Source organism: Pantoea osteomyelitidis (assembly GCF_044342975.1).
Lineage (GTDB): Bacteria > Pseudomonadota > Gammaproteobacteria > Enterobacterales > Enterobacteriaceae > Pantoea > Pantoea osteomyelitidis.
Genome location: NZ_JBGFSN010000002.1, coordinates 145,904 through 172,365, shown reverse-complemented (window position 1 = coordinate 172,365; position 26,462 = coordinate 145,904). Strand labels below are relative to the sequence as shown.

Below are 26,462 nucleotides of genomic sequence, written 5' to 3'. Positions count from 1 at the left end.
TTCTTCGCAGGAGCAGTCATGAGCACTCCCGATATTTCCCGCGTCAAAGCGTTTTTGCTGGCGCTACAGGACACCATTTGTGAACAGCTGGCCGCCGCAGATGGCGGAGCGCGCTTTGCCGAGGATAGCTGGCAGCGTCCCGGCGGCGGCGGCGGACGCAGCCGCGTGCTGCGCAACGGCGCAATTTTTGAGCAGGCAGGCGTGAACTTCTCCCATGTGCATGGCGACCAGATGCCCGCCTCGGCTACCGCGCATCGTCCTGAGCTGGCGGGACGCAGCTTTGAAGCGATGGGCGTCTCGCTGGTGATCCATCCCGAAAATCCTTATGTGCCCACCAGCCACGCCAACGTACGCTTTTTTATTGCTGAAAAGCCAGGGGCCGATCCGGTTTGGTGGTTTGGCGGCGGTTTCGATATGACGCCCTACTACGGCTTCGAAGAGGATGCGGTGCACTGGCATCAGACGGCGTTCGATCTCTGCCAGTGCTTTGGCGACGATGTTTATCCGCGCTATAAAAAGTGGTGCGATGACTACTTCTACCTGAAGCATCGTGACGAACAGCGCGGCATCGGCGGACTGTTTTTTGACGATCTCAATACGCCTGATTTCGATCATTGCTTTGCCTTTATGCAGGCAGTGGGCAAAGGTTATCTCGACGCTTACCTGCCGATTGTGGCGCGCCGCAAAGACCATGCCTGGGGCGAGCGTGAGCGCCAGTTCCAGCTCTACCGTCGCGGGCGCTACGTGGAGTTCAATCTGGTGTGGGATCGCGGCACGCTGTTTGGCTTACAGACCGGCGGCCGCACCGAATCAATTTTGATGTCGATGCCGCCGCTGGTGCGCTGGGAATATGATTACCAGCCTGAGCCAGGCTCGCCGGAAGCGGCGCTTTACAGCGATTTCCTGCCGGTGAAAGCCTGGATTTGAGTGTGCAGCCGCTTATAGCGGCTGCGTCTGCGCTTCCACGACCGCCAGCGCCACCATGTTAACAATGCGTCGCACCGAGGCGACGCGCGTCAGCACATGCACCGGTTTGCTGATGCCCATCAGCACCGGCCCGACGGTAACGCCTTCGGAACAGGAGACGCGCAGCAGGTTATAGCTGATGCGCGCCGCCTCTACGTTCGGCATGATCAACAGGTTGGCCGTGCCTTTCAGCGGACTGTCGGGCATCAGTTCACGACGGATGCTCTCATGCAGCGCCGCATCGCCATGCATTTCGCCATCGATCTCCAGTTCCGGCGCCCGCTGCTGAATCAACGCCAGCGCGTCGCGCATTTTGCGCGCGCCGGGAGCGTTTGACGAGCCGAAGCTGGAGTGCGACAGCAGCGCCACCTTGGGTTCGATGCCGAAACGGCGCACGGTTTCCGCCGCCATCAGGGTGATATCCGCCAGCTGCTCTGGCGTGGGATCTTCATTTACATAGGTATCGGCGATAAAGGTGTTGCCGCTCGGCAGCAGCAGCGCGTTCATCGCCCCCGCCACCTTCATGTCGTCCCGGAAACCAAACACCTTTTCCACCACGTCATAATGCTCGCGGTAGTCGCCTACCGTCCCGCAAATCAGCGCATCGGCCTCGCCACGGTGAACCATAATGGCACCAATCAGCGTGGGGTTGCCGATCACCGCGCGCTGCGCCTGCTCCGGCGTGACGCCGCGCCGTTTGGTCAGCTGGTAATATTCGTTCCAGTAGGCTTTGAAGCGCGGATCGGACTCGTTGTTCACCACGTCGAAATCTTTTCCCGCCTCGATTTTCAGCCCCTGCTTCTTGAGACGCATCTCAATCACGCTCGGGCGGCCAATCAGAATCGGCTTCGCCAGCCCGAGCGAGATCAGCTCCTGGGTAGCGTGCAGCACGCGCGCCTCCTCCCCTTCCGCCAACACCACGCGCTTCGGCGCTTTGCGCGCCTGGGAGAAGATTGGCTTCATAAACAGATTGGTTTTGTAGACATATTCGGTCAGCCGCTCACGATAGGCGTCAAAATCCGTAATGGGCCGGGTGGCGACGCCCGATTCCATTGCCGCTCTCGCCACCGCCGGGGCAATCTGCACGATCAGCCTTGGATCGAAAGGTTTCGGAATAAGGTAATCCGGCCCGAAGCTCAGCTCCTGATCGTCATAGGCGGACGCCACCACATCGCTCTGCTCTGCCTGCGCCAGCGCGGCGATGGCTTCCACGGCGGCGAGCTTCATCGCCTCGTTAATCGCCGTCGCGCCGACATCCAACGCGCCGCGGAAAATAAAGGGAAAGCAGAGCACGTTGTTAACCTGATTGGGAAAGTCGGAGCGGCCGGTACAGATAATGGCGTCAGGCCGCACCGCTTTCGCCAGCGGCGGCATAATCTCCGGCTCCGGGTTCGCCAGCGCCAGAATCAGCGGATCCGGCGCCATTTCCTTCACCATCTCTGGCGTCAGCACGCCAGGACCGGAACAGCCGAGAAAAATATCGGCATCAGCGATCACCTCGCCCAGCGTGCGCTTGCCGTTATCCTCAATGGCATAGGCGGCCTTGGTTTCCGCCATCCGCTCTTCGCGACCACGGTAAATCACCCCCTTCGAGTCGCACACCACGATGTTGTGCTTCGCCATGCCGAGCGCCACTAACAGATTCATACAGGCAATGGCCGATGCGCCAGCCCCCGATACCACCAGCCGCACGTCAGAAATCGTCTTGTTCACCACGCGCAGGCCGTTCAGAACCGCAGCAGTACAGATAATGGCGGTGCCGTGCTGATCGTCATGGAACACCGGAATGTTCATGCGCTCGCGCAGTCGCTTCTCTATATAGAAGCACTCCGGCGCTTTGATATCTTCCAGGTTAATGCCGCCGAAGGTAGGTTCCAGCGCGGCGATCACCTCGATCAGCCGGTCCGGGTCCTGCTCATCGATTTCAATATCGAACACATCAATGCCAGCGAACTTCTTGAACAACACCCCTTTGCCTTCCATCACCGGCTTGCCCGCCAGCGCGCCGATATTGCCTAACCCCAACACCGCCGTGCCGTTGGAGATCACCGCCACCAGATTGCCGCGTGCGGTATATTTGTGCGCGGCCAGCGGATCCGCGGCAATCTCCAGACAGGGCGCGGCCACGCCCGGCGAGTAGGCCAGCGCCAGATCGCGCTGGGTTGCGAGAGGCTTGGTCGGCGAAACCTGAATCTTTCCGGGCGTGGGATACTGATGAAAGTCGAGCGCGCTCTGCTTGAGTTGATCGTCCATGGGGCTTCCTTTGTTGGCGTGGTAATCACGCCCCAGTATAAAACTCGCCCGGCATGACGGAGGTGAACAAGGTCAAAGAACGCCGTTTCAAAGGGGCACAGATTGCCACAGCGGCAGCTACGCCTTTTTGCTGAGCTGCTATGCTTAGTGATGGCACAAGGCGCATCTCAGGGTCGTTTACACCGCAACATTGGCTCTGCCGCTCTCTCGCCTTCTTCGCTTGCGCAAGGAGGCGGCACAGGCGCCGCAATCGACGGTCGCTCAAACATCTCCAGCGCAACAATCAGAGAAAACGCATTTTCATAGAGAAGCGGCTGTTGCAATGTGTTTGTCCTGTGTCTGACGCAAACGGCGTGAAATAACCCTACACGACTGAGGTGCAAGCCTTTTTGCCTTATCGATTGCTTATCAAGGAGTCCAGAGATGAACCAGCTAGACGCATTAAAACAGTTCACCACCGTGGTGGCGGACAGTGGCGATATCGAATCCATTCGCCATTATCACCCTGAAGACGCCACGACCAACCCCTCTCTTATCCTCAAAGCTGCCGGTCTCGACGCCTACAACCATCTGATTGATGACGCTATCGAATACGCGAAAAAACAGGGCGGCAGCAAAGAAACGCAGATTATCAACGCCAGCGACAAAGTGGCGATTAACCTCGGTATGGAAATTTTGAAAAGCGTGCCGGGTCGTGTTTCGACCGAAGTGGATGCTCGCCTCTCCTTCGATCGTGGCATGTGCGTGACCAAAGCGGAAAAGCTGGTGCGTCTGTATGAAGAGAACGGCATCGACCGCTCCCGTATTCTGATCAAGCTCGCCTCCACCTGGGAAGGCATTCGCGCAGCGGAAGAGCTGGAGAAAAACGGCATTAACTGCAACCTGACGCTGCTGTTCTCTTTTGCCCAGGCGCGCGCCTGCGCCGAAGCGGGCGTATTCCTGATTTCGCCGTTTGTGGGCCGTATCTACGACTGGTACAACAGCCGCAAACCGATGGAACCCTATGTGGCGGATGAAGATCCGGGCGTGAAGTCCGTGCGTCGCATCTATGACTACTACAAAAAGCACCGTTACGAAACCGTCATCATGGGCGCCAGCTTCCGTAAGGTTGAGCAGATTCTGGCGCTGGCTGGCTGCGATCGCCTGACGCTCTCGCCAAATCTGTTGGAAGAACTACAGTCCAGCGATGCGCCGGTAGAACGCAAACTGGAGCCGTCAACCGAGGGCTTCCACCAGCCGTCGCCGCTTAGCGAAGCGGAGTTCCGCTGGGAGCACAACCAGGATCCGATGGCGGTAGAGAAACTCGCCGACGGCATCCGCCAGTTCGCCGTTGACCAGCAGAAGCTGGAAGATGTGCTGGCTGCCAAACTGTAATTCACTCCACTTTTTTACGTCGGGCGGGCCTGTTCCCGCCCGCTTATCTCCAATATGAAGGGAGAAAACTATGTCTTCACGCAGAGAGTTGGCGAATGCGATACGTGCGCTGAGCATGGACGCAGTACAAAAAGCAAAATCAGGCCACCCCGGTGCGCCGATGGGCATGGCGGATATCGCCGAAGTGTTATGGCGTGATTTCCTGAAGCACAATCCAACCAATCCGGCCTGGGCCGACCGCGACCGCTTTATCCTCTCTAACGGTCACGGCTCGATGCTGCTCTACAGCCTGCTGCACCTTACCGGCTACGACCTGCCGATTGAAGAGATCAAAAATTTCCGTCAGCTGCACTCCAAAACACCGGGCCACCCGGAAATCGGCTATACCCCCGGCGTGGAAACCACCACCGGCCCGCTGGGCCAGGGTCTGGCGAACGCGGTGGGGCTGGCAATTGCCGAGCGCACGCTGGCGGCGCAGTTTAACCGTCCCGGCCACGATATCGTTGATCATCACACTTACGTCTTTATGGGCGACGGCTGTCTGATGGAGGGGATCTCCCATGAGGTCTGCTCGCTGGCGGGTACGCTGGGGCTGGGCAAGCTGATCGGCTTCTACGACCACAACGGAATCTCTATCGACGGTGAAACCGAAGGCTGGTTTACCGACGATACCCATAAACGCTTTGAAGCCTATAACTGGCATGTCGTCGGCGAAATCGACGGACACGATGCGCAGGCGGTGGCGAACGCCATCAAAGAAGCACAGAGCGTGACGGATAAACCTTCGCTGATTATCTGCCGGACGGTTATCGGCTTCGGCTCGCCGAACAAAGCGGGCAAAGAGGAAGCGCACGGCGCAGCCCTCGGCGAGGAAGAAGTGGCCCTGACGCGTAAGCAGCTGGGCTGGAACTATCCGCCGTTTGAAATTCCGGCTGATATCTATCAGCAGTGGGATGCGAAAGAGAGCGGTGCTGAGCGCGAGAAGGCCTGGAACGAGAAGCTGGCGGCCTATAAGGAAGCGTTCCCGGAGCTGGCGCAGGAGTATCTGCGTCGTATGAGCGGCGGAATGCCGACCAACTGGGAAGCGGAAACGCAGAAGTTTATCGAACAACTGCAGGCTAACCCGCAAAAGATCGCCAGCCGTAAGGCGTCGCAGAACTCACTGGAAGCCTACGGTAAGCTGCTGCCGGAGTTCCTTGGCGGCTCTGCTGACCTGGCGCCCAGTAACCTGACTATCTGGTCCGGTTCGAAGCCGATCAAAGAAGATCCTGCCGGTAACTACATTCACTACGGTGTACGCGAATTTGGTATGACTGCCATCGCCAACGGCATCGCGCATCACGGCGGCTTTGTGCCGTATACCGCCACCTTCCTGATGTTCGTGGAATATGCGCGTAACGCCGCGCGTATGGCAGCGCTGATGAAGGCGCGTCAGATCCTGGTCTATACCCATGACTCCATCGGTCTGGGCGAAGATGGTCCGACGCACCAGCCGGTTGAGCAGCTCGCCAGCCTGCGTATCACGCCGAACATGAGCGTCTGGCGTCCGTGCGATCAGGTTGAAACCGCCGTGGCCTGGAAAGCGGCGATTGAACGTCACCACGGTCCTACCGCGCTGATTCTGTCGCGTCAGAACCTGGCGCAGCCGGAGCGCAGCAAAGCGCAGATGGATAATATTGCCCGCGGCGGTTATGTGCTGAAGGATTGCGAAGGCACGCCGGAAGTGATTCTGATCGCGACCGGTTCAGAGATGGAGATTACCCTCGGCGCGGCGGAGAAACTGAGCCGCAACGGTCATCGCGTGCGCGTGGTCTCGCTGCCCTGTACCGACATCTTTGACAAGCAGGAAGTGGCGTACCGCGAGTCGGTGCTGCCCTCCACGGTAAAAGCGCGCGTCGCGGTCGAAGCGGGCATTGCCGAATACTGGTACAAATATGTCGGTCTGGACGGGGCGATCGTCGGCATGACCACCTTCGGCGAATCTGCGCCTGCGGATAAACTCTTCGCGGAATTTGGCTTCACGGTAGAAAATATCGTCAGCCATGCGGAAACCTTACTCAAGCCGCATTAATGTTTTTGACCCTTTCTGCTGTCGCAGAAAGGGTCTTGTTTCACCCTCAGCATAAAACAGAAAAAAATTCCTGCCGCCCTCTTCCCGTCTGACGCAAACTCATTACTATAGATTTTCTCACGTTTCAGATTGCGGACCCTCTTCTGTTGAAAAAGCATATATTCTGGCGACTGGCCTTAACGGTTGCGCTGTTGCCATTAACAAGCATGGCGCAGATCGCGCCTATCGCCCCCGATCCGCTGCTTGCGTCACAAATCGTTGATCGCTATGCCGAACATATTTTCTATGGCAGCGGCGCGGTCGGCATGGCGATGGTCGCTATCGACGGCAACCAGCGCGTCTTTACCAGCTTTGGCGAGACGCGACCCGGCAACAATGTGCGGCCCCAAAAAGATTCCCTGATCCGTATTGCCTCGCTCAGCAAGCTGATGACCAGCGAAGTGATGGTGAAAATGGCGGAAAAAGGCCAGATTAGTCTCAAGGATCCACTGAGCAAATATGCGCCGCCGGGCGTCACGGTGCCTGCTTACGGCGGACAACCCATTCGCCTGATTAATCTTTCTACCCATACCAGCGGACTGCCGCGTGAGCAGCCCGGCGGGCAGCCGCATCGTCCGGTGTTTGTCTGGCCCTCGCGCAACGAGCGTTGGCAATGGCTTGAGCGCGCCAGAATCACGGTGCCGCCAGGCGTGCGCGCCTCCTACTCGAACCTGGGTTATGACCTGCTGGCCGATGCGCTGTCGCGTGCGGCGGGCACGCCTTACCCCGCGCTGTTTCAGCAGTTAATCACCCGTCCGCTGGGAATGAAAGACACTACCTTCACTCCCTCGCCGGAACAGTGTGACCGCCTGATGGTGGCGGAAAAAGGGGCCAGTCCCTGTAACAACACCCTGGCCGCCATCGGCAGCGGCGGTGTCTATTCTACGCCGGATGATATGGGGCGCTGGATGCAGCAGTTTCTCAGCTCGGCGGTGAGTCCACGCAGCGCCCAGGCGGATCGTCTGCAAACTCTGATCTATCGTCGCGACCAGCTGACAAAATTAGAAGGAATGGATGTGCCGGGCAAAGCGGACGCACTCGGCATGGGCTGGGTCTATATGGCACCGAAAAACGGCCATCCCGGCATTATTCAGAAAACCGGCGGCGGCGGCGGCTTCATTACCTATATGGCGATGGTGCCGCAGCAGAATATCGGGGTATTTGTGGTGGTTACGCGTTCTGCACTGACTCGCTTCACGGCGATGAGCGACGGCGTTAACGATCTGCTGGCGGAGCTGGCGGGTAATGAAAGCGGTTCGCCAATGATGATTCAGGCGATGCGTTAATGTGACGCCGTCACAGCCGCTTTTACCGGCTGGCTCACCCACAGGGTGGGCCAGTCTTCGCTGCTGTGCCAGCCGTCGCAGGTCGATTCCTCGGCATACTCCGCCAGTTCAAACTGCGTGCCGTTAAACTGCCAGCGCGAAGCTGAACCGCAGTCGCCCAGCCCGCGTCCTTTATTAAAGGTATAGAGCTGACCGCTGGCGGCATCATAATCCGCATTAATCAACTCAAGCTGCCGGTCGCTGCGCGATGGCGGCGTGAAGGGCAACGTCAATGACATCCCGCGCGCCACATAGGGCTGGCTGCGCGTCACTTCGAACGCCAGGTCGATCACGTTATAAGCGCCCATTTCGCAGCCGATCAGCAGCAGCGCTTTGCTGTTGGTGAGCGGCGCCACGCTCACTTCGCGGCGCATCGGGTCCAGCGAACAGTTTTCCGCATTCACGCGCCAGGTACCAAAATCGATCAGGCCGCTGGTCTCGTCCCGCGTCAGCGGCGTCGGCGCGACGTCGGGCGGCGCCGGACGCGGCAAGGCTGGCGGCGGCGGCACATCCCAGACCGCGCGATCGCCGCGCTTCACCCAGGCGCTCATGCCATTCACCCTGCCCTGAAGTTCATCCATCAGCAGCAGCGCCGCTTTCAGGCCGTGCAGCGAAATCATCGCCTGCGGATGAAAGGTCAGCTGCAGGTTATCAGCATCCATCACCAGCGAGAGAAATTCGTCGATGGCGATGGCGTTACTGGTAGCAAGATGGTGGGGTTCAACCACCCAGTGTTTGAGATCGGGTTTCAGCCGTCGTTGATCGATCAGCAGATTATCCCGCAGCGCGCCGCCGGGCAGCTCTCCGCTCCAGGCGCTGCCGTAGTCGATACGCAGCAAGGGACGATCGTCGATGCCCGCATGTCGTGAAAGGGTCATTACCAGGCCGTTGTCGCCGGGAATGTTGCGTGCCACGCAGTAAGCTGCATTGTTGCAGGTCACCTGCCAGTCAGAAAATGACTTTTGCAGTGGCTCAGCATGGGCGCAGGCAACAGAGAGAAAAGGCATTAACAGCAGCGATTTCGTCCAGTACGACATTAAAAAACGGATCCTCAAATTTATAGAGCAGAAATGATAGCGCAATCGCAGCGGTAAGATCGGAATGAATCTGTGACCTTGGCTGAAAAGCGCATTTAACTGCTGAAAAAGCATACGGTGTTGAGGCATACCGTGAAGGATGAAGCATAGAGCATAATCATCACGCTCGCCTGTGAACCGCTCAATCGGATTTGTCGGACAAATTCAGGCCGATACAATTCAGTCAAATCCACACAAACGGGCAAAAACAGTCATGTTATAGTGATGTTACCCATGTTAGTAAAAGCGAAATATCATCGTGAATACTCGCGTTGAACCCCTTATTTTCGTGAATTCCATCACAAAATATTTGTACGCTCTGTTCTGAGTTACATAAAAAACCTGAAAAGCATCACCTTGTTATCGTCGTGAAAATATCGCCCTGCGGACTCCTGCTCAGGGCACACTTTTGTTACGCGTCATTCAGTACCTTATTTATACGGGAGGGCAGTATGTTGCCGATAGAACGTCAGCAGCGGATCATTGATGAATTAAATTTAAATGGCCGGGTTATCGTGACGGAATTAGTCACGCTCTGCCAGGTTTCACAGGAAACCATTCGACGTGATTTAAGCCAGCTGGAAAAACGCGGTTTATTACAGCGCAGTCATGGCGGCGCGGTTATGGCAAGAAGAGAGGCCGCCAGCACGCAGGGAAATACGCGTGGGGTAAATGAGTATGAATTATCGTTTCGCCAGCGGATGAATGAAAATGTCGCGGAAAAAATGGCGATTGCCAAACGGGCGCTCGATTTTATTAGCGTGGGTGATTGTTTATTACTCGACAGCAGTACCACCTGTTGGTATCTGGCGCGGCAGTTGCCGGACATTGAATTAACGGTATTAACCAATTCAATGCGTATCGTGCAAACCCTGGCGGCGCGCAGCAGTGTTCGCACCATCTGTCTTGGCGGGGAATATTCCGATCGCTATGAAGATTTCCACGGCATTATTGCCGAACAGCCGCTAAAAGAATTTCAGATTAATAAGATCTTTTTTTCCTGTAGTAGCCTGGGCAACGACGGCTATTTACGTGAAGGAAATGAACATAACGCCCATTTAAAACAACAGATGATCCTGGCCGCAGAAAGAAAACATCTGCTGATGGACGCCAGTAAATTTTTACGCCCCTCATTTGCGCGTATTTGTCATTACCGCGATGTGGATTTTCTGATTACCGACCAACTTAAAGATAAAGAGCTGGAACAAGAGTTGGCCTGGAGCGGCGTAAATATTATTGATTGTTCACAGCGCAACCAGGCAATGCAGTTAATAAAAAATTAAACGGAGTTTTTATGAAAAAACATCTTATCGCCTGTTCCTTACTCGCCCTGTTTGCCGCCGCGCACGCTCAGGCAGCAGAAAAATTGCGCATGGGTATCGTGGTCAAAATCGGCGGCATCCCCTGGTTTAATGCCATGGAAGCAGGCATCAAAAGCGAAGCGGCAAAACGCGGCATCGACGCCTGGCAGGTCGGGCCGACCGCCGCCGACCCCGCCCTGCAGGTGCGCGCCATCGAAGACCTTATCGCCCAGAAAGTGGACATCATCGGCGTGGTGCCCAATGACCCGAAAGTGCTGGAGCCGGTGCTGAAACGGGCGCGTGAGGCGGGCATCAAGGTGATTACCCACGAATCCCCCGGCCAGGCCAATGCCAACTGGGATTTCGAGCTGGTGGACGCCGCCACGCACGGCATCAACCACATGAAAGCGCTGGCACAGTGTATGCACGAGCAGGGCCAGTACGCCATGTATGTCGGCAGCCTGACGGTGCCTCTGCATCAGCAGTGGACCGATGCGGCGCTGGACTACCAGAAGCAGCACTACCCCAACATGCAGCTGGTGACCGACAAATTCGGCGTCGGCGAATCGCTGGATGACTCTATCCGCACCACCAATGAGCTGATGTCGAAATACCCCGATCTGAAAGGGATCATGGCCTTTGGCTCCCAGGGTCCTATCGGCGCCGGACGCGCGGTGATGAACCGCAATAAAACCAATCAGGTGTGCGTGATCGGCGCTTTCAGTCCGGGTCAGGGCGCGTCGCTGGTGAATCGTGGCGCCATCAAGGGCGGCTTTATCTGGAATCCCCAGACGGCGGGCGAAGTGTTTGTGCGCATCGCGGACATGATGCAGAAAAACCAACCGATCACCGATGGCATGACCATCGAAGGACTGGGCAAAGTCAAAGTGGATGAGCAGAACCACACCATCCTCGGCAACAACACCGAAAGCCTGGATAAAACCAACCTGCCAAAACTGGTGAAAATGGGACTGTAACTATGAAAGTTGTCGAACCACAGACGCTGATTGCCCTCGACAATCTGTCGAAGACCTTTGGCGGCAACCGCGCACTGAGCGATATCTCGCTGACACTGCTGGCTGGCGAAGTGCACTGCCTGGCCGGCACCAACGGCTGTGGCAAGAGCACCTTAATCAAAGTTATCGCCGGGGTGCACGCCCCGGATAGCGGCAGTCAAATCCGCCTGGGGGACGGCCAGACGTTTTCCCGCCTGACCACACGCCAGGCGCGGGACTTCGGCATCCAGGTGATTTATCAGGATCTCTCGCTGTTTCCCAATCTGAGCGTGGCGGAGAACATCGCTTTCGAGCACAACATGCAGAGTCTGCTCGGCTGGCATCGCGCCGGCAAACTGCGCGCCACCGCACAACGCATTATTGAGGAACTGCGCTTCGATCTGGATCTCGACGAAAAGGTCGCCGCGCTCTCCATCGCTCAGCGCCAGCAGGTCGCCATCTGCCGCGCGCTGGTGGCGGATGCCCGGCTGGTGATTATGGATGAGCCTACCGCGTCGCTGACCCGCACCGAGGTGAATCAACTGCTGCGCACCGTGCGCTACCTGAAAGAGAAAAACATCTGCGTGGTGTTTGTCAGCCATCGTCTGGATGAGGTGCTGGAGATCTCCGATCGCGTGACCGTGATCCGCGACGGCCGCAAGATGGGCTGCTGGCCGGCGAGCGATATGACGCCGCACCATCTCACCGAGCTGATGACCGGCCTGAAGCTGGATTATCAGCTCAAGTCACCGACGCGCAACCCGGATCGCGTGATGCTGGAGGTGGAAAACCTCTCCCGCGCCGGTCAATACCAGAACGTCAATTTTCGTCTGTTCGAGGGAGAAGTGCTGGGCCTCTGCGGCCTGCTCGGCTCCGGGCGCACCGAGCTGGCGCTTTCGCTGTTCGGCATGACCAAACCCGACAGCGGCAAAATCTGGCTCGACAGCAAGCCGGTGCGCTTTCGCAGCCATGAGGACGCCATCAAGGCGGGCATCGGCTATGTCTCGGAAGATCGCCTGACACTGGGCCTGGTGCAGCAGCAATCGGTGGCGGACAACATGGTGCTGCCGATTCTCGACAAGTTGCAGAACCGCTTTCATTTGATTGACGAATACCGCAAAAACAAGCTGATCCTGCAATGGATTCAGCAGCTCGGCGTACGCGTGGCCGATCCCAACCTGGCGATTTCTACCCTCTCCGGCGGCAACCAGCAGAAAATTGTGCTGGCGAAATGGGTGCTGACGCAGCCGCGCATCCTGATCCTCGACTCGCCGACGGTGGGCGTGGACGTCGGCGCCAAAGCCAGCATCTACCAGCTGATTCACGAGCTGGCGCGGGAAGGCTTATCCATCATCCTGATTTCCGACGAGGTGCCGGAGGTCTGGTACAACTGCGACCGCATCCTGCACTTCCGCGACGGCACTATCCATGCCGAATACCAACCCGATTCTGTAGAACAGCAGCAGCTGGCGGAGGTGATCAATGCCTGACTTTTCCCGTTTACGTCCGCACAGCAGTCAGGGCTGGCTCAGCTACGTGCTGCTGGCTTTTATCCTGTTCTTTTCGCTCGCCAGCGACCAGTTTTTTACCCTGCAAAACCTGCTGGATCTGGCGGAAAGCTACGCAGTAACCGGCATTTTCGCCCTCGGGCTGTTTGTGGTGCTGGTGACTGGCGGCATCGATATCTCCTTTGCCGCCGTGGCTTCGGTGGTGCAATACCTTATCGCCTCGCTGTTCGTTCAGTTTCAGTTCGACAACGCCCTGCTCAGCATTCTGCTGGCGATCGCCTGCGGCACGCTGTTCGGCGTGATCAACGCGCTGCTTATCACTTCGCTGCGTGTGGTCTCGATCATTATCACCATCAGCATGCAGTCGCTGCTGTTTGGCCTGCTGATGTGGGTCACCGGCGGGCGCAGCCTCTACGCCCTGCCCGACTGGTGGATCACCCTGCGCAACGTGCTGCCGTTTGAGCTGCACGGACAGAGCTTCCAGCTTGGCCTGCCGCTGCTCACCATGCTGGTTATCGCTGGCCTTACCGCTCTGCTGCTGAATAAAACTCATCTGGGACGTCAGCTCTACGCGGTGGGCGGCGATGCGGAATCGGCGCGGCGCATCGGCATCCGCGTCGGCCTGATCCATCTCTTCGCTTACGGCTGGCTCGGCGCGATGGCGGCCATTGGCGGGCTGGTGCAGGTCTACCGCATGGGCGAAGTGGTGCCCAACGCGCTGGTGGGCGGCGAGCTGGACGTGCTGGCGGCCACGGTGCTGGGCGGCGCCAGTTTGATGGGCGGCAAAGGCACGGTAAGCGGCACGCTGATGGGAGTCTTTCTGATCGCCATTCTGAAGAATGGCCTCAACCTGATTGGCGTCTCTAACTACTTCATGAACATCGTGGTGGGCAGCGTCATCATGGTGGCGATTGCCGTCACCCATTACAAAAAACGCAAAGAAACCGACGTCAGCTTTGTCTGACGCGAGGAGTGATTCGATGAAATCTCTATCTGCGCTGAAACCTGACGGCACCAATATCGGTCTGATGCTGCTGATCGCGCTGGCGCTGGCGCTGTTTACCCTGCTGCTGCCGGGACGCTTTCTCACCGACTCCACTTTTATGAGCATGGCGTTTCAGCTGCCGGAGCTGGGTCTGCTAACGCTGGCGATGTTTATCGCCATCCTCAGCGGCGGGCTTAACCTGGCGATTATCTCCACCGCCAATCTCACCAGCCTGTTTATCGCCTGGGTGCTGTTGCATGCGTTGCCTGTGGGCGCGGGCACCGGCCAGCAGCTGTTGTGGCTGGCGCTGGCGCTGCTGGGAGCGATGGCGATTGCCGCCGCGATCGGGCTGATAACCGGCGTGATGGTGACGCGTATCGGCGCGCACCCGATTCTGGTCACACTCGCCACCATGATGACCATCAATGGTCTGGGTATCTGGCTGACCAAAGGCGCGGCGGTAAGCGGCATGCCTGCGGTGGTGCAGGCGCTGGGGGCCAATACCCTGCTCGGCATTCCGCTGCCGCTTTGGGTGTTTCTGATTGCCGCTGCGCTGCTGGCGCTGTTCCTCGGTAAAACCCGCGCCGGTAAATGTATTTACATGGGCGGCAGCAACATCAACGCCACCTGGTTCAGCGGCGTGAACACCCATCGCATGGTGATTCTGGTTTACGTCATCTCCAGCCTGCTCTGCGTACTGGCCGGACTTATCATGATGGCCCGCTTCAACTCGGCGCGCATGGGCTATGGTGACGCCTACCTGCTGTTAACCGTACTGGCGATCATTCTGGGCGGCACCGATCCCAACGGCGGCTTTGGCCGCGTTACCGGCGTGGTGCTGGCGCTGATCGCGCTGCAGATCCTCTCGACCGGTTTCAATCTGATGAACATCAGCCAGCACATCAGTCTCGCCATGTGGGGCGCGGTGCTGATTGTGGTGCTGGCATTCAAACAGGGCAAAGCCCGCTTCAACGATCGTCGCGCAGTAAAGCTCAGCAGGCTGAGCGCGGCGCTTAACCCTCTGACTGAAAAAAAGGAAGTGTAATGCGTACTCAAATCTCCCCTTCGCTGATGTGCATGAATCTGATGGAGATCAAACAGCAGCTGGCCGTGCTGAACTCCCGCGCAGACTTCCTTCACGTTGACATCATGGATGGTCACTACGTGAAAAACATTACCCTGTCGCCTTTCTTTATTGAGCAGATCAGACCTCATACCGAGCTGGCGATTGATGTCCATTTGATGGTGGAGGAGCCGACCCATTTTATCGAGGCGGTCGCCAACGCCGGGGCGGATTACATCTGCCCGCACGCGGAAACCATTAATCGCGACGCCTTCCGCGTGATTAATCAGATCCGCAGCCTGGGGAAAAAGGTGGGCATCGTGCTGAACCCGGCTACCCCGGTTTCATTTATCCATCACTACATCCATCTGCTGGACAAAATCACCGTGATGACGGTGGATCCCGGCTACGCGGGCCAGCCGTTTATTCCGGAAATGGTGCAAAAAATCGTTGAGCTGAAGGCGCTGAAACAGGCGCACGGCCATCGCTACCTGATTGAGATCGACGGCTCCTGCAACCAGCGTACCTATAGTCAGTTGCTGAACGCCGGGGCGGAGGTGTTGATTGTCGGCACCTCCGGCCTGTTTAACGTACATGAGGATCTGGCTACCGCCTGGACGATGATGCGCGAGAGTATTGACGCGGCGCAGGGCTTACAACGGGAGTCGGCATGAAGAGAAGCTGGCTCGGTATCGACATTGGCGGCACCAGCACGCGTCTGCAATTAATGGAGGATGGCGGAGAGTGGTCCGGTTTTCGCAAGGTCGCCACCGCCAGCTGGGCGCAACAGCCCAATGCGCTGGCGGCGCTGAGCGCCCTGATTGCCGGGACCCTGGAGCAGCAGCAGGTCAGCGGCGTTATGCTCGGCCTGCCGGGCATTCTCAGCCGCGACCGGCAGCAGGTGATTTCGCTGCCCTTTATCCAGGCGCTGGATCATCAGCCGGTGGCGGCGCTGCTGGCCGAACGGCTCGGCGTGCCGGTGGCGATGGACAAAGACGTAAACCATCTGATGCTCTGGGATCTGCTCCAGCTTGAACGCCTGCCGCAGTACGCGGTGGGGCTTTATCCCGGCACCGGCATGGGCAACAGTTTGTGGATCGATGGCCGCTTTTATCATGGTCAACATGGCGGCGCGGGCGAGTTGGGACATATCCCGCTATTCGGCAATGCGCTGCCCTGCCCGTGCGGCAACGTCGGCTGTGCGGAGACCGTGACCTCCGGCCACTGGCTGAGCCGCTGGGCGCAGCAGCAGGCGCCAACCACGCCGCTGTCGCAGCTTTTTAGCCTGCATGGCGCGCACCCTGAGCTACAGGCATTTATTCAGCGGCTGGCGCAGCTGATCAGCTGTGAGATGAACATCCTCGACCCGGAGTATTTGATCCTTGGCGGCGGCGTATTGGCGATGGCGGATTTCCCCCTCGCCGCTCTGCGCAGCGCTATTCAGCAGCATTTGCGTCCTCCCGCGACGCGCGACGGACTGAAGATTATTTTCAGCCACGCCACTGACCACACCGGCTGCCGTGGCGCCTGCCTCGCCGCCGAACGGTTATTCAGGAGCGAATCATGAAAGGCAAAGTCTGTGTGTTTGGCTCGTTCAACCTGGATGTGGTTGCAGGAATGACGCGCTTTCCGCTGCCTGGCGAGTCGCTTATCGCCCAGCACAGCATGATGGGACCCGGCGGCAAAGGCGCGAATCAGGCGACCGCCGCGCTGCGTGCCGGCGCCAGGGTGCACTACATCGGGAAAGTAGGCAACGACGATTTCGGCACCTTTGCCCGGCGGCATCTGGAAAAGACCGGGTTTGACGCTATAACCCTGTTTACCTGCAAAGAGAAACCCACCGGCAACGCGCTGATCTATGTCGCCGGCAACGACGCGGAGAACATGATTTCGGTTTACCCCGGCGCCAATCTCACGGTAAGCGCCGCCGAAGTGGCACGCTGTCAGCCCACGGTCGCTGCCGCCGATATTCTGCTGTTGCAGCTGGAAAACAATCTTAGCGCCATTCAGCGCATGATCGATAACGCGCGCGCGGCGAACACCCTGGTGATTCTGAATCCTGCGCCCTGGCAGAAAATCAGCGATGCGCTGCTGGCGAAAGTGGATCTGCTGACGCCCAACAGCACGGAAGCGATGCTGCTCACCGGCGTGACGGTCACTGATATCAGCAGCGCCCAGCGCGCGGCCGAGGCGCTGCATCGCAAAGGGGCGCGTCAGGTGATTATTACCCTGGGTATGGCGGGCGCGCTGCTGTCGACGGAGACGCAGCAGCTGCACATCCCGCTGTTCCCGGCACAGCCGCAGGACACCACGGGCGCAGGGGATGCCTTTAACGGCGCGCTGGCGGCACGTCTGGCAGCGGGAGAAACGCTGCCGCAGGCGGCGCTGTTCGCCTCGGCCTACGCCTCCGTCTGCGTGGAGCACGCCGGGGCGGCGCACTCCATGCCCTCATACGCCGATGGGCTGGCGCGTCTCAAGGCCTTTGCCGATCTGGCGCCACAGCCGCTGGCCGAATGGGTGTGAGAAGCAGCGACGCGTGGCGGGTTCGCTGCGCGTCGGTCATTTGGTCAGGCTTTCAGCCAGCCCGCCAGCTGCGCATGTTGTAGCAGCATAATGGTTTTACCGTCGCGGATGCGGCCATCTTTGACCATCGCCAGCGCTTCGGTAAAAGGCATCTCCAGCACGTCGATAGCTTCATCATCGACGCCGCCGCCGGCGTTATCGCGCAGGGATTCATTATATTCTGCGGCAAAAAAGTGAATCAGCTCGGTGACGCCGCCCGGCGACATATAGGCTTCATACAGTTTTTCCACGGCGCCCACGGCGTAGCCGGTCTCCTCTATCGCCTCTTTGCGGATGCAATCTTCCGGCGAGTCATCATCCAGCAGACCGGCACAGGCCTCAATCAGCATACCGCTCTCGTTGCCGTTAACCCAGGTGGCGATACGAAACTGGCGCGTCAGCACCACACTGTTTTTTTCACGGTTATAGAGCAGAATCGTGGCGCCGTTGCCGCGATCGTAAACTTCGCGCTTGTGAAGCAGCGTTTCGCCGCTTTTGTTGGTGAGTTCGTAGGTGTAGTTGCGCAGAACAAACCAGTTCTCTGACAGCAACTTCTCTTTGATGAGATTGATTTTTAGGGACATGAAGGCTCCGCTGCGATTTGAGGGAGCCTGTGATAATAGGCTGAAGCGTGCAGGAAAACTATCCGAATTAAAAAGCCAGCACGCGGCTGGCTTGTTAATTTCAGCGGGAATCGATCACTCCGCCTGCTGTTGCGGCTTGAGCTCCTCATCCGTATCGCTGTGCAGATGATCGTGCTCGGTTTGCGCGATGGCATGGACGCGCTTGCGCACGCCAAACCAGCCCAGCACCAGCACCACGGCGATCAGCGGAATAGAGGCGATGGTCCAGGTGCCGTTCGGGTAATCAAACGCCATCAGCACCAGCACGCTGGCCAGGAACAGCAGCGTCAGCCAGGAAGTAAAAGGCGCGCCCGGCAGCTTGAAGCTGACATCTTCCGCCTTTCCTTCTTTGATCGCCTTGCGCAGGCGCATCTGGCATACCACGATAAAGCCCCAGGAAGAGATAATGCCCAGGGAGGCGATGTTCAGCACAATCTCAAACACCTGCGACGGCACATAATAGTTCAGCACCACGCCAATCACGTAGACGCCGATAGTCACCAGAATACCCGCCCAGGGCACCTTGTGACTGCTCATTTTTGACATGAACGCCGGTGCGGAACCGCCCATCGACATAGAGCGCAGAATACGTCCGGTGGAATAGAGGCCCGAATTAAGGCTGGAGAGCGCCGCGCTCAGCACCACGATATTCATCATGCTGCCGACATAAGGCACGCCCAGTTTTGAAAAGAAGGTCACGAACGGGCTTTCTCCCGCCTGGTAAGCATTCCACGGCAGCAGCATCACCAGCAGGACCACGGAGCCGACGTAGAACAGGCCGATACGCCAGATAACGCTGTTAATCGCCTTCGGCAGCATGGTTTTGGGATCTTTACACTCCCCTGCGGCGGTGCCGACCAGCTCAATCGAGGCGAAGGCGAACACGACCCCCTGCACCAGCACCAGCGCCGGCAGCAGGCCGTGCGGGAACAGGCCGCCGTTATCGGTGATCAAATGGAAGCCGGTGGCGTTGCCGTCCAGCGGCTTGCCGCTGCCCAAAAACACCACGCCGACGATCAGGAATACCACGATCGCCAATACCTTGATCAGCGCGAACCAGAACTCCATCTCGGCAAACCACTTCACACCGATCATGTTCATGGTGCCGACGATAGCCAGCGCCGCCAGAGCGAATACCCACTGCGGAACGTCGCCAAACGCCCCCCAGTAGTGCATATAGAGCGCTACCGCGGTGATATCGACGATACCGGTCATCGCCCAGTTGACGAAATACATCCAGCCAGCGACGTAAGAAGCCTTTTCGCCAAGAAATTCACGGGCATAGGAGACGAAACTGCCGCTGGAGGGACGGTGCAATACCAGCTCACCCAGCGCACGCAGAATAAAGAACGAGAAGATGCCACACACCAGATAGACCAGCGCCAGCGCAGGTCCGGCCGCCTGCAAACGTGCGCCAGCGCCCAGAAACAGACCGGTACCGATAGCGCCGCCGATGGCGATCATCTGTACCTGTCGGTTGCCCATCGCTTTGTTGTAGCCGCTGTCATGGGAGTTTAGCCAGCGTCTTTTTGCAGCACGCATTTCGGCCGGGGATTTCTTAATTGATTTCATAGTTTTCCTGTTTGTCCTGACCATCAATCACGGCAGAACCAAACGATTGCGTGCCACCGTGCGAAATGGAGTAAAACGCCTCAGCCTGAGAGTTGTAGTAGATCGGATGAGGAAAATTACGGCGGTGAATCCTACCTGTTCTGCGTGAACGAAGCAAAATATACCGCTTTGCTGCACAAGATGATTTGTAAGAGCGCATAAAAAAAGCCGGTCAACAGGGTTGGCCGGCAAAAGCTACAGGGATGGAAAGCATTGAATCGGGGGTTAGCGATAGATCTCTGCGGTGCCTGTCCACTTGCTGGAATCGCCGGGATTTTCAACGCCGATAACGCGATAGTGGCTGGCTCCCATATCGGCCGCTTTCTGGGAAAGCTGGCGGGTGGCGTCATCCATTGAGCCTGTGACGTTAGAGACGGAAACGTTACCTATACTCTGCATTCCCTGCGCTTGTTCATGATCAACAGGCATGGCGGCAAATGCAGCAGATGAAGCGGTGACTAACAGGGCACCGGCCAGAACAGCAGTCAGCTTTTTCATTGGATGCTCCTTTAATAAGGACATTGGTAAGAGTCCTGATTATTAGCCTTGCAATGAAAGCCAACGTGCTGCCAGGGTAAAGACGCTCAATCTTTAACCACTTTATGTTGTGAAAACCTGGGAAGTGTCAGTTCAGGTTATTTTGCGTGCAGCCTGTAAGCCAATATATGTATTTGCCGCTGCGTATCATTGGTTCAGACGCCATTCTTGCCTATAATTCCCCGACACAAAACAGGGTTTTTATTGTGATTGCAAAACGTTCCGTTACCATCAGTATTGCCCGCGCCCTGCTCTGCATCGTCCTGCTGTCGTTGCTGACCACCGGTCTGGCGCTGCTGACCCTTTCCGGCAGCCTGCGCGATGCGGAAGCGGTTAACGTCGCGGGTTCGCTGCGGATGCAGAGTTATCGCCTGGCCTGGGATGCCACCAGCCAACCTTCGCTGTTAAGCCAGCATCTTCAGGACTATCAGCAAACGCTGAACGCCCCTGCCCTGCAACATCTCAATCATCTTTGGGTGCCGAAAGAGGTGAGCAATCGCTATCATCATCTGCTTGCTGCCTGGCCCGACCTGCGGGACGAGTTGAATCACGGCGATAGCCAGGTTTACCAGCAGCAGGTCGCTAATTACGTCGGCGAAATCGATCGTTTCGTGCTTGGTCTGCAACGCTATGCGGAACTGAAGATGCATCTGGCGGCGGCGAGCAGCCTGGTGGGATTGGTCGCCATCGTCGTGCTCGCCCTCTGGACAATTCGCTTTACGCGTCGTCAGGTAGTGGTGCCGCTGAATGCGCTGGTCACCGCCAGTCGTTATGTAGAACAGGGCAACTTCGCCTTTCCGACGCTGAGCGTCAGGCTGGATAATGAACTGGGGGTGCTGGCGGCGGCTTTTAACGGCATGGCGACGCGATTGCAGGCGCAATATCAGCTGCTGGAAAGCCGGGTGCAGGAAAAAACCGAAGATTTAACCGAAGTGAACCGCACGCTTTCGCTGCTTTATGACGCCTCACAGGCGCTCGCCGTCAACACGCCCGGCCCGGCGGTTTTCCAGCATGTTCTGTCGCTGCTGCTGCAGCGCGAACGCCTGGAGGCGATTGCGCTGGATTGCGGCGATGAGATCTGTTTTAGCGCCGGAAAGGTTGATGAAAGCCTGCCCTGGCACAGCCTGCCGCTGTTGCAGGACGAGCAGCAGACCGGCGAGCTGCGCTGGCAAACGCGCCAGCCCAACTTACCGGCGCCTTTGATGCCAAGCCTCGCTAATATGCTGGGCCGAACGCTGTGGATCTGGCAGACGCAAAAACAGTATCAGCAGATGCTGTTGATTGAAGAGCGCGCCACCATTGCCCGCGAGCTGCACGATTCGCTGGCGCAGTCCCTGTCGTTCCTGCGTATTCAGCTGACCTTACTGCGGCGTACGGTAGATAAGCAGAACCTGGCGGCGCAGACGATCATTGCCGATTTTGATCGCGCGCTGGCAGATGCTTATCGCCAGCTGCGCGAGCTGCTGGCTACCTTTCGTCTGTCGATTGAGCAGGCGGATCTGGTGGCGGCGATGCAGGCGATGATCGCCTCGCTGCAGGAACAGACCTCCGCATCGATTCAATTCAGCTACCAGCCGGGCTTACAGAGTCTGGATGCGCGGCAGCAGGTGCATGTGCTGCAAATCGCGCGCGAAGCCGTGCTGAATGCCATTCGCCATGCCGGGGCGCAGGCTATCCGCGTGATTTATCAGCGCAGCGCGCAGGGGGATCATTTGCTGAGCATTGATGATGACGGCGTCGGCATCGCCTCTGCAGAAGAGCCATCCGGCCACTACGGCCTGAATATCATGAATGAGCGTGCTGCCAGGCTGGCCGGCACGCTGGTTATACAGCAGCAGGCACAGGGAACGCAGATTCTGCTGCGCTTTCCGCCGCGCCCGGCACATCAGCTGGAATAGCGCGACAAAACCGCCAGCAGCAAACATACTCATTTCAGGCGACGTTTCGCCTTTTTTACCGGGAGTTAACAGATGGAGCAGCACAAAATCACTCTGATGATCGTCGATGACCACCCGCTGATGCGGCGCGGCATTCGTCAGCTTCTGGCGCTGGAGCCGCGCATTGAGATCGTCGCCGAAGCGAATAACGGCACCGAAGCGCTGGCGGAAGCACGCCGACTGTCGCCAGAGGTGATCCTGCTGGATCTGAATATGAAAGGCATGTCGGGCCTGGATACGCTGAAAGCGCTGCGCAATGAGGGTATCGCCGCGCGCATTCTGATCCTTACCGTTTCCGATGCGCGCAGCGATATCTATGCTCTGGTGGATGCCGGGGCCGATGGCTATCTGCTGAAAGACAATGAGCCGGAGCTGCTGCTGTCGCAAATTTTACAGGGCGCAGCGGGTGAAAAGGTTTTCAGCGAGGTGGTGCATGATTATCTTGCTACCCGCCAGCACAGCGCCAATCCCTTTCGTCTGCTGACCGAACGCGAAATGGACGTGCTGCAAGAAGTGGCGCGCGGCCTGTCGAATAAAGAGGTCGCCAGCGAGTTGCATATCTCCGAGGAGACGGTAAAAGTGCATATTCGCAACCTGCTGCGCAAGCTGGATGTGCGTTCCCGCGTGGCAGCAACGGTAATGTGGCTGGAAAGTCGCAACAGCTGAGGGATGAACAGCTAGAAAAAACAGGACGTTTACACTTTCTCCATAATTTCTCCACGATTCTCTAATTTCTCCCGCGTAGAGTAAACTACGGCGGAATGCTGTCGACTACCGGGAATATTATCCTCCGCCAGCGTGACCGGGAACACTTTCCCGGCACGCTCTGAAAATAACAATACGCTGCTGAGGAGTGTCGTTTCGATGTCGAAATTTTTTATCGACCGTCCTATCTTTGCCTGGGTACTGGCGATTTTGCTTTGTCTTTGCGGCACGCTTTCCATTATTTCTCTTCCCATTGAACAATACCCGGACCTTGCGCCGCCGAACGTGCGCATCACGGCAAACTATCCCGGCGCGTCGGCAGAGACGCTGGAAAATACCGTGACCCAGGTTATCGAGCAGAATATGACCGGCATCGATAACCTGATGTATATGTCCTCTAACAGCAGCAATACCGGCCAGGCGCAGATTACCCTGACCTTTATCGCCGGGACCGACCCCGATGAGGCGCGCCAGCAGGTGCAAAATCAGTTGCAGAGCGCGCTGCGCAAGCTGCCGCAGGCGGTGCAATCCCAGGGCGTGACGGTGAATAAAACCGGTGACAGCAATATTCTGATGGTCGCTTTTGTCTCCACTGACGGCAGCATGGATAAGCAAGATATTTCCGACTATGTCGCCAGTAACATTCAGGATCCCCTGAGTCGAATCGATGGCGTCGGCCAGGTGGATGCGTACGGCTCGCAATATGCCATGCGCATCTGGCTCGATCCCAACAAGCTGATCGCCTATGCGCTCACCACTGACGACGTGGTAAGCGCCATCGAATCGCAAAACAGTCAGGTGGCGGTCGGCCAGGTGGGTGGCCTTCCCTCGGTGGATAAGCAGGCGCTGAACGCCACTGTGAACGCCCAGTCGATGTTGCAGACGCCAGAGCAGTTCAAAGCCATCACCCTGAAAACCAATCCGGATGGCTCGGTGGTGACCCTGGGAGATGTGGCCGAGGTGGCGTTAGGGGCCGAAAAGTATGATTACCTCAGCCGCTATAACGGGCAACCTGCCTCCGGGCTCGGCATCAAGCTCGCCTCCGGCGCAAACGAGATGAACACCGATAAGCTGGTGCGCGCCCGCATTGAAGAGCTGTCGCACTATTTTCCGCACGGGCTTGAGGCAAAAATCGCCTATGAAACCACGCCCTTCGTGAAGGCCTCGATTCAGGACGTGGTGAAAACCCTGCTGGAAGCGATTCTGCTGGTGTTTTTAGTGATGTACCTGTTCCTGCAAAACTTCCGCGCTACTCTGATCCCCACTATTGCGGTGCCGGTGGTGCTGCTCGGCACCTTCGCGGTGCTCTACGCCTGCGGTTTCAGCATCAATACCCTGACCATGTTCGCCATGGTGTTAGCCATTGGTCTGCTGGTGGATGACGCCATTGTGGTGGTGGAAAACGTTGAGCGCATCATGAGCGAAGAGGGACTATCGCCGCGCGCCGCCACGCGAAAATCGATGGGACAGATTCAGGGCGCGCTGGTGGGCATTGCGCTGGTGCTCTCGGCGGTTTTTGTGCCGATGGCGTTTTTTGGCGGCACCGTGGGGGCGATTTATCGCCAGTTCTCCATCACCATCGTCTCCGCTATGGTGCTTTCGGTGCTGGTGGCAATGATTCTGACGCCTGCGCTGTGCGCCACGCTGCTGAAGCCGCTGGACGCTACGCATCATGAGCGGCGCGGCTTTTTCGGCTGGTTTAACCGCCACTTTAACCGCAATGCCGAACGCTATGAGCGCGGCGTGGCGCGCATACTGGTGAAAACCGGGCGCTGGCTGCTGCTCTATCTGGCCATTATCGGCCTGATGGCGTTTCTCTTCCTGCGCCTGCCCACCTCTTTTCTGCCGCTGGAGGATCGTGGCGTGTTCCTGACTCAGGTCCAGCTGCCGCCCGGCTCTACGCTACAGCAAACCGCCAACGTGGTGGAGAAGGTAGAAAATTATTACCTGACCAAAGAGCCGGATAACGTGCTGTCGGTGTTCTCCACCATCGGCGCCGGGCCTGGGGGCAACGGGCAAAACGTGGCGCGCCTGTTTGTGCGCCTGAAAGACTGGGAACAGCGTCCGGGCGCCGATCGCACCTCCTTTGCCATTATCGAACGCGCCACTAAAGCGTTCCGCAACATCAAAGAGGGGCGCGTGATTGCCAGCAGCCCGCCAGCGATTACCGGCATGGGCAGCTCATCCGGCTTCGACCTTGAGCTGCAGGATCATGGCGGCATTGGTCATAGCCAGCTGATGGCGATGCGCAACCTGCTGCTGGGGATGGCGGACAGCGATCCGGCGCTGACGCGCGTGCGTCACAACGGCCTCGATGACAGCCCGCAGCTGCAAATCGACGTTGATCAGCGCAAGGCGCAGGCGCTGGGGGTTTCCATCGATACCATTAACGACACCCTGACCACCGCCTGGGGTTCCACCTACGTTAACGATTTCCTCGATCGTGGCCGCGTGAAGAAAGTCTATGTGCAGGCGGCGCCGGAGTACCGCATGTTGCCGGACGATATCAACAGATGGTACGTACGCAACAGCAGCGGCGGCATGGTGCCCTTCTCCGCCTTCGCGACCAGCCGCTGGGAAACCGGCTCGCCGCGTCTGGAGCGCTATAACGGCTACTCATCGCTGGAGATTGTCGGCGAAGCGGCCCCGGGCGTCAGCAGCGGAACAGCGATGACGGCGATGGAAAAGCTGGTGGGTCAGCTGCCGCTCGGCGTCGGCTTTCAGTGGACCGGCGCCTCTTATCAGGAACGGCTCTCCGGCTCGCAGGCGCCTGCGCTCTACGCGGTCTCCCTGCTGGTGGTGTTCCTCTGTCTGGCCGCACTCTATGAGAGCTGGTCGATTCCCTTTTCGGTGATGCTGGTGGTGCCGTTGGGCGTAGTGGGCGCGCTGGTTGCCACCTGGCTGCGTGGGCTGGAGAACGATGTTTATTTCCAGGTGGGCCTGCTCACGGTAATCGGTCTCTCGGCGAAAAACGCCATTCTGATTGTGGAATTTGCTAACGAGATCAACAGCAAAGGCGGCGAGCTGATTACCGCCACGCTGGAAGCTTCACGTCAGCGTTTGCGTCCGATTATCATGACGTCGCTGGCCTTTATTTTTGGCGTGCTGCCGATGGCGATCAGCGCTGGCGCAGGTTCCGGCAGCCAGCATGCGGTGGGAACCGGGGTCATGGGTGGGATGATCTCCGCCACCATCCTGGCGATCTTTTTTGTGCCGCTGTTCTTTGTGCTGGTACGCCGTCGTTTTCCCCTGCGGGAAATGCCGCCCGACTGATTTTTCGCGCCCCATAAATAAAGGCAGCCATTAAAAATGGCTGCCTTATTGTTGTGTGCGGTCAGAATTACAGCAAGTTGGGAATTGCCCTGCTTTTATCTTCACGAATTACTTGCGTAACATCGCTTCAATAAATTCTTTCCAGTTTCCCATTTCAACGTCAATCATACTGTCCTCTCTTATTGTGCTGCCTATACTACGTGTTTTTTTATCCGGGTGAATACGTTTTCACCTGTTAACACTATCGGCAGCGGCGTC

21 protein-coding genes are annotated in these 26,462 nt (G+C 57.8%); 15 read left to right on the top strand and 6 right to left on the bottom strand.

All coding sequences use genetic code 11. From position 1 onward, the window contains the following. The first annotated feature begins 18 nt into the window (after positions 1 to 18). Positions 19 to 927, top strand: coding sequence for an oxygen-dependent coproporphyrinogen oxidase (gene hemF / locus ABU178_RS01930; RefSeq protein WP_397211448.1), 909 nt, complete (start codon positions 19 to 21; stop codon positions 925 to 927). Between the two features lie 12 nt (positions 928 to 939). Here hemF and maeB read toward each other — a convergent pair whose 3' ends face one another. Beyond that, positions 940 to 3,219 carry an NADP-dependent oxaloacetate-decarboxylating malate dehydrogenase gene (gene maeB, locus ABU178_RS01925; protein ID WP_397211446.1) on the bottom strand — a complete coding sequence of 760 codons (2,280 nt, stop codon included), beginning with the start codon at positions 3,217 to 3,219 and terminating at the stop codon, positions 940 to 942. A 423-nt stretch (positions 3,220 to 3,642) separates the two neighbouring features. Here maeB and tal point away from each other — a divergent pair, with 423 nt between their 5' ends. From tal to ampH, 3 genes are all read left to right on the top strand, one after another. Then, positions 3,643 to 4,593 carry a transaldolase gene (gene tal / locus ABU178_RS01920; RefSeq protein WP_397211444.1) on the top strand — a complete coding sequence of 317 codons (951 nt, stop codon included), beginning with the start codon at positions 3,643 to 3,645 and terminating at the stop codon, positions 4,591 to 4,593. Between the two features lie 70 nt (positions 4,594 to 4,663). Beyond that, on the top strand, positions 4,664 to 6,664 hold the full coding sequence (gene tkt / locus ABU178_RS01915; RefSeq protein ID WP_397211442.1) for a transketolase: 2,001 nt from the start codon (positions 4,664 to 4,666) through the stop codon (positions 6,662 to 6,664). A gap of 146 nt (positions 6,665 to 6,810) precedes the next feature. Further along, a complete protein-coding gene (ampH, locus tag ABU178_RS01910) occupies positions 6,811 to 7,989 on the top strand; it encodes a D-alanyl-D-alanine-carboxypeptidase/endopeptidase AmpH (RefSeq protein ID WP_397211440.1) in 1,179 nt (392 codons plus the stop codon). Here ampH and ABU178_RS01905 read toward each other — a convergent pair. Then, positions 7,986 to 9,065: a DUF1176 domain-containing protein gene (locus ABU178_RS01905; RefSeq protein ID WP_397211438.1), complete on the bottom strand. Its 1,080-nt coding sequence runs from the start codon at positions 9,063 to 9,065 to the stop codon at positions 7,986 to 7,988. The two genes, ampH and ABU178_RS01905, sit on opposite strands and share 4 nt — an antisense overlap. Before the next feature lie 491 nt (positions 9,066 to 9,556). On the opposite strand from ABU178_RS01905, the gene ABU178_RS01900 reads away from it, so the two are divergent. From ABU178_RS01900 to ABU178_RS01865, 8 genes are read left to right on the top strand one after another with little or no spacing between them, the layout of a single operon-like run. After that, positions 9,557 to 10,387 (top strand): DeoR/GlpR family DNA-binding transcription regulator, encoded by an 831-nt coding sequence (locus ABU178_RS01900; protein ID WP_397211436.1) that lies wholly within the window; start codon positions 9,557 to 9,559, stop codon positions 10,385 to 10,387. Between the two features lie 11 nt (positions 10,388 to 10,398). Further along, positions 10,399 to 11,382, top strand: a complete 984-nt coding sequence (locus ABU178_RS01895; protein ID WP_397211434.1) for a substrate-binding domain-containing protein — start codon at positions 10,399 to 10,401, stop codon at positions 11,380 to 11,382. A gap of 2 nt (positions 11,383 to 11,384) precedes the next feature. Next, positions 11,385 to 12,890: a sugar ABC transporter ATP-binding protein gene (locus ABU178_RS01890; protein ID WP_397211432.1), complete on the top strand. Its 1,506-nt coding sequence runs from the start codon at positions 11,385 to 11,387 to the stop codon at positions 12,888 to 12,890. After that, positions 12,883 to 13,872 carry an ABC transporter permease gene (locus ABU178_RS01885; RefSeq protein WP_397211430.1) on the top strand — a complete coding sequence of 330 codons (990 nt, stop codon included), beginning with the start codon at positions 12,883 to 12,885 and terminating at the stop codon, positions 13,870 to 13,872. The genes ABU178_RS01890 and ABU178_RS01885 overlap by 8 nt, the downstream gene beginning before the upstream one ends. Positions 13,873 to 13,888: 16 nt before the next feature. Next, the gene (locus ABU178_RS01880) at positions 13,889 to 14,938 is read left to right on the top strand and encodes an ABC transporter permease (protein ID WP_397211428.1); all 1,050 of its coding nucleotides are present in this window, start codon (positions 13,889 to 13,891) and stop codon (positions 14,936 to 14,938) included. Next, positions 14,938 to 15,630 carry a D-allulose 6-phosphate 3-epimerase gene (alsE, locus tag ABU178_RS01875; protein WP_397211426.1) on the top strand — a complete coding sequence of 231 codons (693 nt, stop codon included), beginning with the start codon at positions 14,938 to 14,940 and terminating at the stop codon, positions 15,628 to 15,630. Before ABU178_RS01880 ends, alsE begins: the two co-directional genes overlap by 1 nt. Continuing rightward, positions 15,627 to 16,523, top strand: a complete 897-nt coding sequence (gene alsK / locus ABU178_RS01870) for an allose kinase (RefSeq protein ID WP_397211424.1) — start codon at positions 15,627 to 15,629, stop codon at positions 16,521 to 16,523. Before alsE ends, alsK begins: the two co-directional genes overlap by 4 nt. After that, entirely contained in the window at positions 16,520 to 17,479 is a 960-nt protein-coding gene (locus ABU178_RS01865) for a ribokinase (protein WP_397211422.1), read from the top strand. Before alsK ends, ABU178_RS01865 begins: the two co-directional genes overlap by 4 nt. A gap of 44 nt (positions 17,480 to 17,523) precedes the next feature. Here the strand turns inward: ABU178_RS01865 and nudK are convergent, their stop codons facing one another. The 3 genes from nudK to ABU178_RS01850 form a co-directional block, all read right to left on the bottom strand. Beyond that, entirely contained in the window at positions 17,524 to 18,102 is a 579-nt protein-coding gene (nudK, locus tag ABU178_RS01860) for a GDP-mannose pyrophosphatase NudK (RefSeq protein ID WP_397211420.1), read from the bottom strand. 114 nt (positions 18,103 to 18,216) lie between these two features. Continuing rightward, positions 18,217 to 19,713 (bottom strand): L-asparagine permease, encoded by a 1,497-nt coding sequence (gene ansP, locus ABU178_RS01855; RefSeq protein WP_397211418.1) that lies wholly within the window; start codon positions 19,711 to 19,713, stop codon positions 18,217 to 18,219. A gap of 264 nt (positions 19,714 to 19,977) precedes the next feature. After that, positions 19,978 to 20,250 (bottom strand): YdgH/BhsA/McbA-like domain containing protein, encoded by a 273-nt coding sequence (locus tag ABU178_RS01850; protein ID WP_397211416.1) that lies wholly within the window; start codon positions 20,248 to 20,250, stop codon positions 19,978 to 19,980. Between the two features lie 245 nt (positions 20,251 to 20,495). On the opposite strand from ABU178_RS01850, the gene narQ reads away from it, so the two are divergent. The 3 genes from narQ (at position 20,496) to acrD (ending at position 26,204) form a co-directional block, all read left to right on the top strand. Beyond that, on the top strand, positions 20,496 to 22,187 hold the full coding sequence (gene narQ, locus ABU178_RS01845) for a nitrate/nitrite two-component system sensor histidine kinase NarQ (RefSeq protein ID WP_397211414.1): 1,692 nt from the start codon (positions 20,496 to 20,498) through the stop codon (positions 22,185 to 22,187). Positions 22,188 to 22,259: 72 nt separating this feature from the next. Then, positions 22,260 to 22,892, top strand: a complete 633-nt coding sequence (locus ABU178_RS01840; RefSeq protein ID WP_397211412.1) for a response regulator — start codon at positions 22,260 to 22,262, stop codon at positions 22,890 to 22,892. Positions 22,893 to 23,090: 198 nt separating this feature from the next. Beyond that, a complete protein-coding gene (gene acrD, locus ABU178_RS01835) occupies positions 23,091 to 26,204 on the top strand; it encodes a multidrug efflux RND transporter permease AcrD (RefSeq protein ID WP_397211410.1) in 3,114 nt (1,037 codons plus the stop codon). A gap of 108 nt (positions 26,205 to 26,312) precedes the next feature. Here acrD and ypfM read toward each other — a convergent pair whose 3' ends face one another. Then, the gene (ypfM, locus tag ABU178_RS01830; RefSeq protein WP_397211574.1) at positions 26,313 to 26,372 is read right to left on the bottom strand and encodes a protein YpfM; all 60 of its coding nucleotides are present in this window, start codon (positions 26,370 to 26,372) and stop codon (positions 26,313 to 26,315) included. Between the last annotated feature and the right edge of the window lie 90 nt (positions 26,373 to 26,462).

What these genes read in the sequence shown, in the direction of transcription:
- hemF (WP_397211448.1), top strand. Translation starts at nt 19, where the DNA reads ATGAGCACTCCCGATATTTCCCGCGTCAAAGCGTTTTTGCTGGCGCTA.
- maeB (WP_397211446.1), bottom strand. Translation starts at nt 3,219, where the DNA reads ATGGACGATCAACTCAAGCAGAGCGCGCTCGACTTTCATCAGTATCCC.
- tal (WP_397211444.1), top strand. Translation starts at nt 3,643, where the DNA reads ATGAACCAGCTAGACGCATTAAAACAGTTCACCACCGTGGTGGCGGAC.
- tkt (WP_397211442.1), top strand. Translation starts at nt 4,664, where the DNA reads ATGTCTTCACGCAGAGAGTTGGCGAATGCGATACGTGCGCTGAGCATG.
- ABU178_RS01905 (WP_397211438.1), bottom strand. Translation starts at nt 9,065, where the DNA reads ATGTCGTACTGGACGAAATCGCTGCTGTTAATGCCTTTTCTCTCTGTT.
- ABU178_RS01900 (WP_397211436.1), top strand. Translation starts at nt 9,557, where the DNA reads ATGTTGCCGATAGAACGTCAGCAGCGGATCATTGATGAATTAAATTTA.
- ABU178_RS01895 (WP_397211434.1), top strand. Translation starts at nt 10,399, where the DNA reads ATGAAAAAACATCTTATCGCCTGTTCCTTACTCGCCCTGTTTGCCGCC.
- ABU178_RS01890 (WP_397211432.1), top strand. Translation starts at nt 11,385, where the DNA reads ATGAAAGTTGTCGAACCACAGACGCTGATTGCCCTCGACAATCTGTCG.
- ABU178_RS01885 (WP_397211430.1), top strand. Translation starts at nt 12,883, where the DNA reads ATGCCTGACTTTTCCCGTTTACGTCCGCACAGCAGTCAGGGCTGGCTC.
- ABU178_RS01880 (WP_397211428.1), top strand. Translation starts at nt 13,889, where the DNA reads ATGAAATCTCTATCTGCGCTGAAACCTGACGGCACCAATATCGGTCTG.
- alsE (WP_397211426.1), top strand. Translation starts at nt 14,938, where the DNA reads ATGCGTACTCAAATCTCCCCTTCGCTGATGTGCATGAATCTGATGGAG.
- alsK (WP_397211424.1), top strand. Translation starts at nt 15,627, where the DNA reads ATGAAGAGAAGCTGGCTCGGTATCGACATTGGCGGCACCAGCACGCGT.
- ABU178_RS01865 (WP_397211422.1), top strand. Translation starts at nt 16,520, where the DNA reads ATGAAAGGCAAAGTCTGTGTGTTTGGCTCGTTCAACCTGGATGTGGTT.
- nudK (WP_397211420.1), bottom strand. Translation starts at nt 18,102, where the DNA reads ATGTCCCTAAAAATCAATCTCATCAAAGAGAAGTTGCTGTCAGAGAAC.
- ansP (WP_397211418.1), bottom strand. Translation starts at nt 19,713, where the DNA reads ATGAAATCAATTAAGAAATCCCCGGCCGAAATGCGTGCTGCAAAAAGA.
- ABU178_RS01850 (WP_397211416.1), bottom strand. Translation starts at nt 20,250, where the DNA reads ATGAAAAAGCTGACTGCTGTTCTGGCCGGTGCCCTGTTAGTCACCGCT.
- ABU178_RS01840 (WP_397211412.1), top strand. Translation starts at nt 22,260, where the DNA reads ATGGAGCAGCACAAAATCACTCTGATGATCGTCGATGACCACCCGCTG.
- acrD (WP_397211410.1), top strand. Translation starts at nt 23,091, where the DNA reads ATGTCGAAATTTTTTATCGACCGTCCTATCTTTGCCTGGGTACTGGCG.